The 13,733-nt window shown below is 72.7% G+C and carries 11 protein-coding genes; 9 read left to right on the top strand and 2 right to left on the bottom strand.

What is annotated here, in order from left to right; all coding sequences use genetic code 11:
- Positions 1-166 precede the first annotated feature (166 nt).
- From HZS55_RS05405 to HZS55_RS05365, 9 genes are all read left to right on the top strand, one after another.
- Positions 167-913: a DUF4129 domain-containing protein gene (locus tag HZS55_RS05405; protein WP_179910710.1), complete on the top strand. Its 747-nt coding sequence runs from the start codon at positions 167-169 to the stop codon at positions 911-913.
- On the top strand, positions 910-2,586 hold the full coding sequence (locus HZS55_RS05400) for a DUF58 domain-containing protein (RefSeq protein WP_179910709.1): 1,677 nt from the start codon (positions 910-912) through the stop codon (positions 2,584-2,586). The genes HZS55_RS05405 and HZS55_RS05400 overlap by 4 nt, the downstream gene beginning before the upstream one ends.
- Positions 2,583-3,266 carry a DUF7519 family protein gene (locus tag HZS55_RS05395; RefSeq protein WP_179910708.1) on the top strand — a complete coding sequence of 228 codons (684 nt, stop codon included), beginning with the start codon at positions 2,583-2,585 and terminating at the stop codon, positions 3,264-3,266. The genes HZS55_RS05400 and HZS55_RS05395 overlap by 4 nt, the downstream gene beginning before the upstream one ends.
- Before the next feature lie 81 nt (positions 3,267-3,347).
- Positions 3,348-4,274, top strand: a complete 927-nt coding sequence (locus HZS55_RS05390) for an alkaline phosphatase family protein (RefSeq protein WP_179910707.1) — start codon at positions 3,348-3,350, stop codon at positions 4,272-4,274.
- A 2-nt stretch (positions 4,275-4,276) separates the two neighbouring features.
- Positions 4,277-5,509 (top strand): glycosyltransferase family 4 protein, encoded by a 1,233-nt coding sequence (locus HZS55_RS05385; RefSeq protein ID WP_179910706.1) that lies wholly within the window; start codon positions 4,277-4,279, stop codon positions 5,507-5,509.
- A gap of 232 nt (positions 5,510-5,741) precedes the next feature.
- Positions 5,742-6,842 carry a DUF4330 domain-containing protein gene (locus HZS55_RS05380; RefSeq protein ID WP_179910705.1) on the top strand — a complete coding sequence of 367 codons (1,101 nt, stop codon included), beginning with the start codon at positions 5,742-5,744 and terminating at the stop codon, positions 6,840-6,842.
- Positions 6,843-7,075: 233 nt separating this feature from the next.
- The gene (locus HZS55_RS05375) at positions 7,076-7,663 is read left to right on the top strand and encodes a GNAT family N-acetyltransferase (protein ID WP_179910704.1); all 588 of its coding nucleotides are present in this window, start codon (positions 7,076-7,078) and stop codon (positions 7,661-7,663) included.
- Entirely contained in the window at positions 7,660-9,039 is a 1,380-nt protein-coding gene (locus tag HZS55_RS05370; protein ID WP_179910703.1) for a lysine N(6)-hydroxylase/L-ornithine N(5)-oxygenase family protein, read from the top strand. Before HZS55_RS05375 ends, HZS55_RS05370 begins: the two co-directional genes overlap by 4 nt.
- A 1-nt stretch (position 9,040) precedes the next feature.
- Positions 9,041-10,903: an asparagine synthase-related protein gene (locus HZS55_RS05365; protein WP_179910702.1), complete on the top strand. Its 1,863-nt coding sequence runs from the start codon at positions 9,041-9,043 to the stop codon at positions 10,901-10,903.
- 24 nt (positions 10,904-10,927) lie between these two features.
- Here HZS55_RS05365 and HZS55_RS05360 read toward each other — a convergent pair whose 3' ends face one another.
- Both HZS55_RS05360 and HZS55_RS05355 read right to left on the bottom strand, forming a co-directional pair.
- On the bottom strand, positions 10,928-12,070 hold the full coding sequence (locus HZS55_RS05360) for an ABC transporter ATP-binding protein (RefSeq protein WP_179910701.1): 1,143 nt from the start codon (positions 12,068-12,070) through the stop codon (positions 10,928-10,930).
- 3 nt (positions 12,071-12,073) lie between these two features.
- Positions 12,074-13,732: an ABC transporter permease gene (locus tag HZS55_RS05355; protein ID WP_179910700.1), complete on the bottom strand. Its 1,659-nt coding sequence runs from the start codon at positions 13,730-13,732 to the stop codon at positions 12,074-12,076.
- Between the last annotated feature and the right edge of the window lies 1 nt (position 13,733).

Here is a 13,733-nt window from a genome sequence, read left to right as displayed (position 1 = left end):
ACCCAAAGAACAATATCTGTCGAGACGTTTCGTGTCGATAGATGCGGACTATCGGACACACAACCGGACCGGAACGCGACCGAACGTCGGCCGGCCGCGGACGCTTCGTCGCGACTCCGGCGCGGTCACGGCCGAGCGAGGCGGACTCGGCCGCGGCGAGGCGACGATGAGCGGCCGGGCGCTCGGGACCGCGCTGCTGATCGCGGCAGCCGTCGTCGGCATGGGTGCGGTCGCGGCCGTCGACCCCGGAAATCCGGCCGAGGGCGTCGACCGGGAAAGAAACGGGACGTTCGTCGAGCGCCAACCCCTGGTCGGCCCCGGCGGCGGCGGGAGCGGATTCTACATCGACCTCCCCTTCTCGGTTCCCGGCGGTAGCTCGGTCCCGATCCCCGGGCCCGCGCTGGTACTCACCGCGCTCGCCGCCGGACTGGCGGCACTCTGGTATCGGTCGGAGACGGGCGTGTCGCTGGCGGGGCTCGGCGACGACGACGAGACCGGCGTCGGCGGCGGCGACGTGGATCTCTCGGCGGTCGGACGGGCGGCCGGCGCGGCCGCCGACCGGATCGACGCCGACGCCGACGTGGACAACGAGGTGTACCGCGCCTGGGACGAGATGCGCGCCCTGGTCGACCCGCCCGACCCCGAGACCACCGCGCCGGCGGAGTTCGCCGACGCCGCCGTCGCCGCCGGCATGGACCCCGACGACGTGGCCGAGCTCACCGAGCTGTTCGCGGAGGTGCGCTACGGCGGGCGCGACCCCGCCGACCGCGCCGACCGCGCCGTCGCCGCCATGCGCCGCATCGAGGCGGCCTACGCCGACGACGGCGACGGCGCTGGCGGTGAGAGCGTGGGGAGCGACGAGAGCGACGACTCGGGAGCGGCCGGCGACGGGGCCGCAGGGGGGCGCCGATGAAGCGCCGTGGCTGGGTCGGCGTCGGCGCCGTCGTCGTCGGCCTGGGGCTGGCCGCGTGGGGCGGCGGTCCCGGAACGTCCCGGGTCGCGGCCGCGCTCGCGGCGCTCGGGGCCGGTGCGGTGGTCGTCGCGGGACTGGCCGCTGCGGCGGGCCGCCGCTTCGTCGACCCCGACCGCTGGCGCCCGCGGGACCCCGAACGGGGCTTCCTGGTCCCCGTCCCCGGTGACGAGGACCCCGCGTTCGCCGGGGCTCGTGACCGAAGCCGGCCGAGCGGCGACGCGGCCGCCGCTCGCGACGGAGACGGTGGAGAAGGCGAGGACAGTGAGGGGGGCGAGGGGTCGGCGGTCCTCGCTCACGCGACGGGGCACTGGACGGGCGCGGTGGCGGTCGCGCTCGTGCTGGGCGGGCTCGGCGTCGTCTCGCGGGCGCCGGGGCTGGTGCTCTCGGGGGTGGTCGGCGCCGCCGTCGCGGGGTACGCGGGCGCGGTCGAACCGCCGCTCCGGGACGCCGAGACGGGCGAGCCGGCGGTGAGCGTCCGCCGGCGGCTCGCCGACGAGTCGCCCGAACCGGGCGACTCGGTGACCGTCGGCGTCGAACTGCGAAACGAGAGCGACGAGTACCTGACGGACGTGCGCGTCGTCGACGGCGTCCCCGACGAGGTGGCCGTTATCGACGGCTCGGCCCGCCACGGCGCGCCGCTGGCCCCCGGCGGCCGGACGACGTTCACCTACACCGTCCGGGCGACGCGGGGCGAACACGACTGGACGCGCGCCGAACTGACGGTCGCGGACCCCAGCGGCGCCGTCGAGTACGAGACGACCGTCGCGGCGTCGACGACCCTTCGATGTACGCTTCCCGTGCTGGACGGCGAGCGGGTGCCGGTCGGCGGGACGACCGCCGGCTTCGCCGGCCGCGTCGAGACCGACGAGGGCGGCCCCGGCATCGAGTTCCACGCCACCCGCGAGTACCGCCGCTCGGACCCCCTCTCGCGGATCGACTGGGGGCAGCTGGCCAAGACGGGCGAGCTGGCGACCGTCGAGTTCCGCGAGGAGCGGTCGGCGGTCGTCCAGCTCGTCGTCGACACGCGGCGGGCCGCCTACCGCGCGTCGGCGCCCGACGGCTACCACGCCGTCGAGCGCGGCGTCGACGCCGCCCACCGCGTGTTCGACGCGCTCCTCGACGCCGGCGACCGCGTCGGCTTCGAGACGTTCGGGCGCGAGCGCGACGGCTGTCGACTCGCGCCCGGCGCCGGCGGCGACCACCGCGCTCTGGGCCGCGAGCTGCTGAACGTCCACCCCGCGCTGTCGCCGGTCCCGCCCGCCCGGAAGCTCCACGAGCGCTACCCGCCCGACCGGCGCACGACCCTCCGGCTGCGGCGTATCCGCCGGATCCACCGGCGGCTCGACCCTGACGCGCAGATCATGCTCGTCTCGCCCTGTTGCGACGACTACCCGCGGCGGGTCGCCCGCCGGCTCGCCGCCTACGGCCGCGACGTGACCGTCGTGAGCCCCGACCCGACCGTCCGGGACACCGGCCCCCACGAGCGCGCCGCCGACGAGCGCGACGAGCGGCTGTCGGCGCTCCGGTCGGCCGGCGTCCGCGTCGTCGACTGGACGGACGACGAGCGGTTCGACGCCGCGCTGGCGCGGGCCCGACGGCGGTGGTCGGCGTGAGCGACGCGACCGACCGGGCGCCCGCCGCGGACCGCCCCGTCGCCGCCCCCGAAGACGAGTCGGGAACGGACCCGGAATCGGTCGGATCGGACGACGGCGGGCTCGCGGGGCGCGGAACCGCGGGGTCCGACCCCACAGCGGGAGCGAGCGAGCGGCGCACGGGCGGGTCGGCGGCCGGAACGCGCGCGACGGCCGCATCGGTCGACCGCTCGCCCGCGCGGACGAGCGCCCGGCTCGCGGTCGCGCTGGCGGCGGTCGCCACGCTGTGGCTCCCGACGATCGGCGGACGGGCGTTCGGCCTCGTCGGAACGGCCCTCGTCGCGGTCGGTGCCCTGCGGGGCCGTCGAAGGAGGGTCACCGCCGGCGCCGTCGCGCTCGTGGCCGGCGTCGCGTCGGCGGGGCTGGCCGGCGCGCCGCCGCTCGCGCTGGTCGGCGCGACGCTGTGCGCACTCCTCGCGTGGGACACCGGCCGCTACGGGATCACCGTCGGCGAGCAGCTCGGCCGCGAGGCGTCGACCACGCGCCTCGAACTCGCTCACGTGGCGGCGACCGCGGCGGTCGGGACCGCGGCGGCCCTGCTCGGAACCGCCTCCTACCTCGTCGTCGACACCACCACCGACGGCGTCGCCGTCGTCGTCCTCCTCGTCGGCGTCGCGCTCGTGCTCTCGGCGCTCCGGTGACCGCCCCAGGGTCCCGTCGACACCCCTTCGAGGGGCGCGGGTCGGAACAAATATGTCGTGGGTCGCGCGAAGTGGGGGCGTATGGACACGCGGTCGCGACTGGTCCGCGCGCTCGCCACGCCCGTGCTGTTCTGCCGGCAGGCGAACCGGCTGTATCACCGACGGCTCGGGCTCCGGGAGTGCAACGACGCGGGGACGGACCCGTTCGAGGCCGACTGGGACACGCTGGTCGTGCTCGACGCCTGTCGGTACGACATGTTCGAGCGGCGGTCGACGCTCCCGGGCGACCTCGAACGCCGGCGGTCCCGGGCCTCGACGACCGTGGAGTTCCTGCGAGCGAACGTCGACGGCCGCGACCTGCGCGACACGGTGTACGTGACCGCGAACCCGCAGCTGCACCAACATCGCGAGTCGATCCGGGCTGAGTTCGCCGACATCGTCGACATCTGGTCGGGCGAGGGCTGGAGCGAGGAACACGGGACGGTCCTCCCCGAGACGATGACCGAGGCGGCGCTACGAGCGAACGAGGAGTACCCGAACAAGCGGCTCGTCGTCCACTACATGCAACCGCACTACCCGTTCGTGGGCAGCGAGACCGACTTCGACGGCGGCGATTTCACCGACCCCGAGGCCACCGAGGAGAACGTCTGGGTCCAGCTGCTGCAGGGTCGGCTCGACGTCGACCGCGAGGCGGTCTGGGAGCTGTACGACGCCAACCTCGACCGGGCGCTGCCCCACGTCGAGCGGTTGCTGCGCGAGTTCGACGGGAAGACGGTCGTCACGGCCGACCACGGGAACATGGTCGGCGAGCGGGCGTTCCCGATCCCGTTCCGGGAGTGGGGTCACCCGCGTGGGGTCTACACGCCCGAACTCGTCGACGTGCCGTGGCTCGTCCACGAGGACGGCCCGCGCCGGACCGTCGACGCGTCGGCGCCCGCCGCCGCGAGCGAATCGCTCGACGACGACGTGGTCGCCGACCGACTGCGGGACCTCGGGTACGCGGAGTAATCGTGCGGGTCGGCTTCGTCCACCCGACGTATCCGCAGGGCGAGGGGACGGGCGCGACCCACAGCGCCTCCCGGATCGTCTTCGAGCTGGCCGACCGCGGCCACGACGTGACGGTCTACTGCTGGGCGGACCCGCCGGCCGACGCGACGTTCGAGCGGGATATCTCGGTGCGCTCGCTCGACGCGGACGGCTCCCCGTACCACTCGGCGCTGCAACTCGACGCCGCGCTACGCGAGCGCGTCCCCGAGTTCGACGCCTTCGACGTCGTCCACAGCTACGTGCTGAACAGCCTCCCGGCGCTGGGCGAGGTCGCGGCCGAGACGAGCGCGGCGACGGTGCTGACGCTGAACGCCTACGGCGCGGTCTGCCCGAAGAACGACCTCCGGTACATGGACCGCGAGCCCTGTACCAGCAACGGGCTCGCGAAGTGCGCGGCCTGTTCGGTCGCGACCAGCGGCGGCCACGACGAGGACGGCCCCCTGTATCGGTCGGCCAGCCGGCTGGGCTACCTGAAGCTGGTCCGCGAGGGCGAGCGCGTCGCCGACCGGATCGACGCCTACCACGCCCTCTCGCCGCACATCCGCGAGACCTACGCCGAGTTCGGGTTCCCGCGCGACCGGCTGACGGTGATCCCGAACATCCTGGACGAGCGGTTCGACCGAGCGCACGGGAGCGACTTCGAGGAGCCCTACGAGTTGCTGTACGTCGGGTCGCTCGACGAACACAAAGGCGTCGACCGCCTGGTGCCGGTCCTCGACCGGCTGAACGGGTCGGGCGAACGGTACCGGCTGACCGTCGTCGGCGACGGCGGGCTCCGGACCGACCTGGAGGCGGCGGCCGACGAGCGGGGCCTCGGCGAGTCGGTCACGTTCACCGGCTGGCTCGACAACGACGACCTCCCGGCGCTGTACGCCGCCCACGACTGTTTCCTCTACCCCGGTCGGTGGGACGAGCCGTTCGGCCGGGTGTTCCTCGAAGCGCTGGCGGCCGGGACGCCCGTCGTCGCCAGCGACGTGGGCAGCGTCGCCGCGATCGTCGGCGACGGCGGAGTGACCACCGACGGCTCCGTCGAAGGGTTCGTCGACGCGGTCCGGACGCTGTTCGACGGCGACGCCGCGGCCACCTCCGCGGCGGCCAACCGGACGGTCGAACGCTACCGGGCCGACGCCGTCGTCCCGCAGTTCGAGGCGCTGTACGAGCGAGCCGTCGAGCGGTCGGACGCCGTCGAGCGGTAGCGGCCCCGCTCGGCCGGCGGTCGACGTCCGGCGACGGGCGTGATTCGGGACGGAGCCGGTTCGGGGACGGCGTGCATCCCGTCAGATCGGCACGCAGGACTCTCGAACGCGCGTCTTTAGGCCGGCCAAACAATATGTGAAAGCCTTTTACCGTCGACCGACGAGGTGCGGGCACGCTGAATCGAACGATGCGAACGACGCCAGACAGGTCGCCCCCGGGAGGCGCGCTCCAGTGACGATCATCGACGAGTCCGGGCGCCTGTTCGGACGGGTCAACGTCTACGACGCGCTCGTGGTGGTCGTCCTCGTCGGCGCGCTCGGCGCCGGCGTCCTGTTCGTCGACCCGTTCCCCGAGGGCGGCGACCCGGCCGCGCGCTACGCGACGGTCGACCTGGGCCAGCAGCCGCTGTCGACGGCCGCACGGATCGCCGAGGGCAACGACTCCGGCGGCGCGCTGGCCGTCACCGACGCGTACGTCGGCCCCGGCGACGGCGACACGGCGTCGGTCGTGGTCCGCGTCCGGGTCAACGGGACGCTCGTCGACGACCCGGCGGCGGACGCTTCCGTCTTCGAGTTCGGCGGCGAGACCCTGCGCCGGGGCGACAACCTGACGCTGGAGACGGCCGCCTACGACGCCGAGGGCGAGGTGGTCGAGCTCGGGGCCGCGAACACGACCCTGGAGACGGGACGGCTACCGGTCCTCGTCGAGGCGAGCGTGCCGCCGGCGACGGCCGCGCTCGTCGACCGCGGCGACGGCTACCGGCTCGACGACCGGACGGTCGCGACGGTCACCGAGACCACCGTCGCCTCCGCCGGGGGCGGCAACCGGACCGCCATGCTCGGCCTCTCGCTGCGGACGGTCCGCTACGGCGGTGGCACCTACTTCGGCGACAGGCGGGTCCTCGTGGGCCAGACCGTCCCGTTCCGCACCGAACGCTACGCGCTGTCCGGGTCGGTGACGCGGTGGGGCAACGCCTCGCTGCCGGGCGAACCGGCGAGCGCGACCGCGGTCGTCCGGCTGGACGGCGTCGAGCCGGACATCGCCGACGGCCTCGAAGCGGGGATGGTCGAGCGGCGCGACGGGACGACCCTCGCCGAGATCACCGACGTGCGGTCGGAACCGGCGTCGGTCGTCCTCACCAGCGAGGACGGCAACATCTACGAGCGCGAGCACCCGCGGAACGAGGACGTGTACCTCACCGTCGACCTGCGCGTGCGCCGCACCGACGACGGCCTCCGCTTTCGCACCCGACCGGTCCGGGAGGGCTCGAACGTGCTGCTGGACTTCCGGACCGTCGCCGTCGACGGGACCGTGGTCGACGTGGGCGCCTGAAACGGCTCTCGGCCGTTCGCCCGGTCCGCGAACGCACCGGTACGAGGACCGGGTCGCGTCGGTTCCGCGACGAGTCCGACTCGTCACCCTACTTTCGGCCACCCTAAAAATCGGAATCGTTTTGAGGGTCGCCTAAAATTACTTCATCCAACGAGGGCAACGCGAATGAGGCAATCAATCGAACGTGCGGATCCGGCGACTCCGGGAAGCGCCGGGACGGGGCTGGTCCGGGCATGACCGGGCCGCGAGAGGTCGTCGGTTCGGGCTACAGCTACGTCACGAACGACGAGGCCGTCGGGAAGACGATCGGGTTCCGCGAGGTGGACGTCGAGCGCGACCTCGGCCGGCTCCACGCCTGGCTGAACAGCGAGCACGTCCTGCCGTACTGGACGCAGGACGACCCGCTGCCGGAGGTCCGGGAGACGATCGAACGGCGGGCGAACGACAACGGGCAGACGCTGTACATCGGCTATCTCGACCACGTGCCGATGAGCTACTGGGAGTCGTACTGGGCGGCCGACGACCGCATCGCCGGCTACTACGACGCCGACCCGGCCGACCAGGGGATCCACCTGCTCGTCGGGCCGGAGGAGTACCTCGGCGAGGGCTACGGGGCGCCGCTGGTGCGGGCGATGGTCGCCTTCCAGTTCCGCCACCCCGAGACCGACCGGATCGTCACCGAGCCGGACGCCCGCAACGAGCGAGCCATCCGCGTCTTCGAGAAGAGCGGCTTCGAGCGCGTCCGCGAGGTCGAACTGCCGGACAAGACGGGCCAGCTCATGGTCTGCGACCGCGAGCGCTTCGAGGAGGAGTACGCGTGACCGACCGCGTCCACGACGTCGTCGGGATCGGCGTCGGGCCGTTCAACCTCGGGCTGGCGGCGCTGCTCGACGGCGCCGACGCCGACCTGGACGTCCGGTTCCTCGAACAGGAGCCGGCGTTCGACTGGCACGAGGGGATGCTCGTCGAGGAGACCACGATGGAGGTGCCGTTCCTCGCCGACCTGGTCACGATGGCGGACCCGTCGAACCCCTACAGCTACCTCAACTACCTCCAGGCCGAGGACCGGCTCTACGAGTTCTACTTCTACGAGGAGTTTTTCATCCCGCGCCGCGAGTACAACGAGTACTGCCGGTGGGTGGCCGACCGGCTCCCGTCGCTCGAATTCGACAGCCGCGTCACCGACGTGCGCGTCGACGGGGACCTGTTCGTCGTCGAGACGGTCGACCCGACGACGGGCGAGCGCGACCGCTACGCCGCCGAGGACGTGGTGATGGGGATCGGCACCCAGCGACACGTCCCCGAGCAGTTCGAGGACTGCCTCGGCGGCGACGTGTTCCACTCGGCGTCGTACCTCCACAACCGCGAGCGCTGTCTCGACGCCGACTCCGTCACGATCGTCGGCTCCGGCCAGAGCGCCGCGGAGGTGTTCCGCGACCTCCTCGAACGACAGGCCGACCGCGAGTTCGGCCTCGACTGGATCACCCGCTCGCGCGGCTTCTTCCAGATGGCCGACGCCAAGCTCGGCCACATGATCTACACGCCCGACTACACGGAGTACTTCTACGACCTCGACCAGGGGACGAAAGACGAGCTGCTCGACGGGCAGGACCTGCTGTACAAGGGGATCGACGAGCGGACGAGCGGGCGGATCTACGACGCGCTGTATCGGCGCTCCGTCGGCGACGGCGACCCGGACGTCGGCATGCTCGCCGCGACCGAGGTCGCGGACATCGGCACCGTCGACGTCGGGCCCGACCGCTCGGTCAGTGACCGCTACCAGTTGATCTGCCACCACTGGCAGGAGGACGAGCGGTTCCTCCACGAGAGCGATGTGGTCGTCCTCGCGACGGGCTACGCCCGGACGGAGCCGCCCTTCCTCGCGCCGCTGGAGGACCGTATCCGCCGCGACGGCCAGGGCCGCCTGGCGATCACGAAGGACTTCCGGCTGGAGACGGACCTGCCCGGCGAGATCTTCGTCCAGAACGCGGAGCTGCACACCCACGGGATCAACGCCCCCGACCTCGGGCTCGGGCCGTACCGCAACGCGACGATCGTCAACGGGATCGTCGGCGAGGAGGTGTACGACGCCTCGCGGGCCGACACCTTCCAGCAGTTCGCCGTCGACGAGTTCGTCGCCGAGCGGGGGGCCCGCCGTATCCCGGAGTCGCGACCGCGACTCCGGGGCGACGACTGAGATGGTCGGGCTCTCCGGAGTGTTCGGCGCGGGCGCCGGCAGCTGCGAGGTGGCGACGGTGCCGCCGACGGTCGACGACGAGGTCACCGACGGCTACCGCGACCGGGACGTTCGGGTCCGGTCGGCGTTCCACGCGGGGACGGCGACCGACCAGCCGGCCGAGACCGCCGACGGCGCGCTCGTGTGGCTGTGGGGCGAGGTGTACAGCGTCACCGACGGCGACGGCGACCGGACGACCGTCGACCCGAACGAGTCCGCTCGCACGTGCGCGCGAGAGTACGCGAAACGCGGGCTGAGGTTCGTCGAGCGGCTCGACGGGGAGTTCGCCGGCTTCGTGTACGAGCCGGCCGCGGGGACGGTCACGCTCTTCCTCGACCGACTCGGGGCGCGGCCGCTGTACTACGCGGTCGCCGGCGACGGTATCGCCGTCTCGACGAACGTCCAGACGGTCCCGGTCGTTCCCGGGTTCGAGCCCCGGTTCGACGAGCGGGCGCTCGCCGAGTACGTCTACAGCCGGCGGACGCTCGGCACGACGACGCCCATCGAGGGGGTCCGACAGCTCCCGCCGGCGACGACGCTGACCTACGACGTCGACACCGGCGACACGGAACGGCGGACCTACTGGGAGCCGCGACACCGGCCGGTCGACGAGCCGCTGTCGTATTTCGTGGACGAACTCGCCGAGCGCTTCGAGCGGGCGGTCGCCGACCGGACGAGCGACGACCGCGACCACGGCCTCCTGCTGAGCGGCGGCAGCGACTCCCGAGCGGTGCTGGCCGCCGCCGAGGGGCCGCTCTCGGCCTTCCACCTGAGCGACGGCGACACCCGGGAGGCGCGAGTCGCCGAGCGGTCGGCCGACGCCGCCGGTGCGGACTTTCACCGGCTGGACCGCGGGCCGGCGTATCACGCCGACTTGCTCGACCGGGCGGGCCCGATCCAGGAGTTCGTCGGCCCGTTCCACACGGGCCACGCGCTCGGGTTCGCCGACGAGATCCGCGGCGAAGCCGACACGCTGCTGACGGGGCTGTACAGCGACGACCTCTTCGGCTCCTGGAGCGTCCCCCAGGCCACGCTCGACCTCCCGGCGGGCGTCCGGTTCTGGCTCCCCGTCGAGCGGCTGCCGTCGACGACCGCCGCGTTCGTCGACGGCCAGGTGACAGCGGGGCCGACGCGCCGGCCGGCCTTCCTCGACGCGACGCCGCTGGGCGAGATCCTCGCCGACAACATCGCGTCGCGGGACGGCCGGGTCGACTACCACGGCGTCGAGTACGAGTCGGTCGAACAGCTCGGCCTCAGTTCGACGCTGTACCCCATCACGAACGGGATCGGGTTCGACCTCTACAGCGCGGTGCAGATCGCGCCGACGCGCAACCCGTTCCTCGACCGCCGGCTGGTGGAGTTACACTGCTCGATGCCGCTGCGGTACCGCCTGCGAGCGGACCCGCTCCACCGGGCGATCGACCGGCTCGACGGTTCGCTGGCCGCGATCCCCCACGCCGGGACGCGAGTGCCCCTGACGTACCCGAAGGCGGCCCACGCGGTCGGCAACCGCGTGGTGAACCAGCTCGACAAGCTCGGCGGGGCCGACTACCGGACCGACGGGCCCTGGCAGGACAAGAACGAGGTCGTCCGGACCGACGACTTCGTCGGTCGCGCCCTCGACCGCAACGACGCCCTGCTCCGCCGGCTCCCGGGGGTCGACGCCGCAGCCGCCCGCGAGACGTACCGCCGCCATCGCGCGGGCGAGACGAACGCGGCCGAGGAGCTGTACCGGCTGGTCAGCGTCCTCGAGATGCCGCTCACGCGGCGCGTGCTCGACGGCGATAGCGAGGCCGTCGAAGACGAAGAGACGGTTCGCGCCTGAGAGCCGTGCCGCGGTGGCGGCCCGTCAGTCCCGGGGGAACCACTGCAGCGGGTGGTCGGCGACGAGGTCGACGGCGACCGGCTGCCCCACGTCGAACACCTCGGTGTGGTTCTGGAGGCAGTGGACCGTGTCGCCGCCGGCCGTCTCGACGCGGTAGACGAACGAGGGGCCCTGGTACTGCCGGCTCGTGATCCGGCCGTGGGCCTCTCCCTCGGTCGTCGGCGTCGCCCGCAGGTCGTCCGGGCGGACGAGGACGTCGACCGTCTCCCCCTGCACGGCGTCGAGGTCGGCGATCCGGTCGGCGTCGATCCGACCCAGGTCGGTCGCGACCGTGTCCGCCTGGCGCTCACCCGAGAGAAAGCCCGTGCGGCCGAGGAAGGAGGCGACGAACCGCGAGGCGGGGCGCTCGAAGATCCGCTCCGGGCGGCCGACCTGCCGGAGCCGGCCGTCGTTCATGATGCCGACGCGGTCGGCGACCGACAGCGCCTCCTCCTGGTCGTGGGTGACCCAGATGGCGGTGACGCCCGTCTCGTCGATGATCCGGCGGATCTCCTCGCGCATCGAGACGCGGAGGCTCACGTCGAGGTTGCTGAGCGGCTCGTCCAGCAGCAACACGTCCGGTTCGGGCGCGAGCGAGCGGGCGAGCGCGACGCGCTGTTTCTGCCCGCCCGAGAGCTCGCCGGGGTAGTCCTCGCCGTGGTCGGCGAGGTCGACCAGTTCGAGCAGGTCGGCGACGCGCTCGCGGCGGTCGGCCTCGTCCCAGTCGTCGAGGCCGAAGCCGACGTTCTCCGCGGCGGTCATGTGCGGGAACAGCGCGAAGTCCTGGAAGACGAGCCCGATACCGCGCTCCTCCGGCGGGACGACCGTCCCGTTGTCGGCGTCGGCGATCGGCGTCTCGCGCAGTTCGATGGACCCGGCGTCGGGGTGTTCGAGGCCGCCGACCAGCCGCAGCGTCGTCGTCTTGCCACAGCCCGACGGGCCGAGCAGCGTGAGCACTTCGCCGTCGCCGACGGTCAGCGACAGCTCCTCGACCGCGGTCTCGGAGGCGTACGACCGGACGACGCCGTCGAGTTCGAGCACGGGCTCGCCGACCGGTCCGTCGGTCGCGTCGGGGGCGGTCGACGTCGCGGGCGTGGCGGCCGGGTTCCGGTGGATATCACGTGACATGCGTTAGTCCTCCTGTGAGAGGATGACGACCATCGAGAGGCCGGAGACGACGATCAGCGCGAGGGCGGGGACGGCGACCGCTCCGTAGTTGGCACTTTCGCGGAGGCCCCAGATATACGTGACGAGTGTCTCGAAGCCCGTCGGGTGGAGCAACAGCGTCGCCGGCAGCTCCTTCATCGTCGTGAGGAACACGAGCGCGGCGCCGCCGATCACGCCGGGCGCGATGAGCGGGAGCGTGATCCGGCGGAACGCGGCCGAGCGGGTGCGGCCGAGGGTGCGGGCGGCCTCGGTGAGGCTCCGGTCGACGCGGCGCACCGACGACCGGGTCGCGCCGACCGACTGGGGGAGAAAGCGGACGACGTAGGCGAATATCAACAGCGGCAGCGCCTGGTAGAGCTGGGGCGAGTAGTCCGCACCGAAGAGGTCCGTCGAGAGCCCGCCGGCGGCCGACTGGTACCAGACGCCGAAGAACACGAGCGCCAGCCCGAGGACGATCCCCGGCATCGCGTAGCCGACGTAGGTCGCCCGGTCGAACAGCTCGGCCAGCCGCGATCGGTGACGCGCCGCGAAGTAGGCGACCGGGACCGCCGCGACGGCACAGACCAGCGCCGTCGCCAGCGACACCTTCGTCGAGTTGAGCGCGAAGCCCCACTGGAACTCGGTGCCGATCCGCGCGGCCGTCTCGGGGCTGCGGACCAGCCACAGCACCAAGACGCCGATCGGGACGACGAGACAGAGGGCGACGACGACGGCACAGAACAGAAGCGCCGGGAGCTTCCAGGCGCCGAGCGAGACCGTCGTGTCGCTCCCCTGGTTCGGGCTCGCCCCGACGTAGGCGCCCTGCGTCGAGTCGCCGACCCGCGACTCGATGGCGAGGATGACCGCCGTGATCGCCAGCAGCTGCAGCGACAGCAGGGCGGCGGTCTCGCGGCCGAACGTGTTGAACTCGACCATGATGACCCGGGTGAACACGTCCAGCCGCAACAGCGCCGGCGTTCCGAAGTCCGAAAGGGCGTACAGCGCGACCAGCAGGGCGCCGGAGGTGATCCCAGGGAGGAGCTGCGGAAGCGTCACCCGCTTGAACGCCGCCCAGCGGGAGATCCCCAGCGTGCGGGCGGCCTCGACGAGCTGCTGGTCGAACGACAGCAGCGACGCGCGGGTCGTGATGAAGACGTAGGGGTAGGTGTACAGCGTGAGCACGAGCGCCGTGCCGGGGAACCCGTAGATCGAGGGGATCGACGCGATCCCGAGGGGCGCGAGCACGTCGGCGAGTTCGCCGCTGGGGCCGAACGCCATGATGAACGTGAAGGCGCCGAGGTAGCTCGGGACGACCAGCGGCAGCGCCACGGCGACCGTCCAGAACCGGCGGAACGGGAGGTCGGTCCGGACGGTCAGGAAGGCCAGCGGGACGCCCAGGAGTATCGAGAAGCCCGTGACGGCGGCGACGAGTCCGAGGCTGGTCAGCAGGATCTCGACGGTCGCCGGCCGGGCGAGGATCGACAGCGCGTAGTCGGTGTCGACCTGGAGGACGCGCACGACGATCCACGCGAGCGGCGAGAGCACCGCGGCGGCGATCGCGGCGCTGAGCAACGCCAGTCCGACCGGGCGGCCGTCGGTCTCCTCGCGGTCGAGCGGGTCGACGAGCCGGTCGACGACGGACATC

Origin of the sequence: Halosimplex rubrum, from assembly GCF_013415885.1 — an archaeon.
Taxonomy (GTDB): domain Archaea; phylum Halobacteriota; class Halobacteria; order Halobacteriales; family Haloarculaceae; genus Halosimplex; species Halosimplex rubrum.
This window is presented reverse-complemented; position numbering and strand designations above follow the sequence as displayed.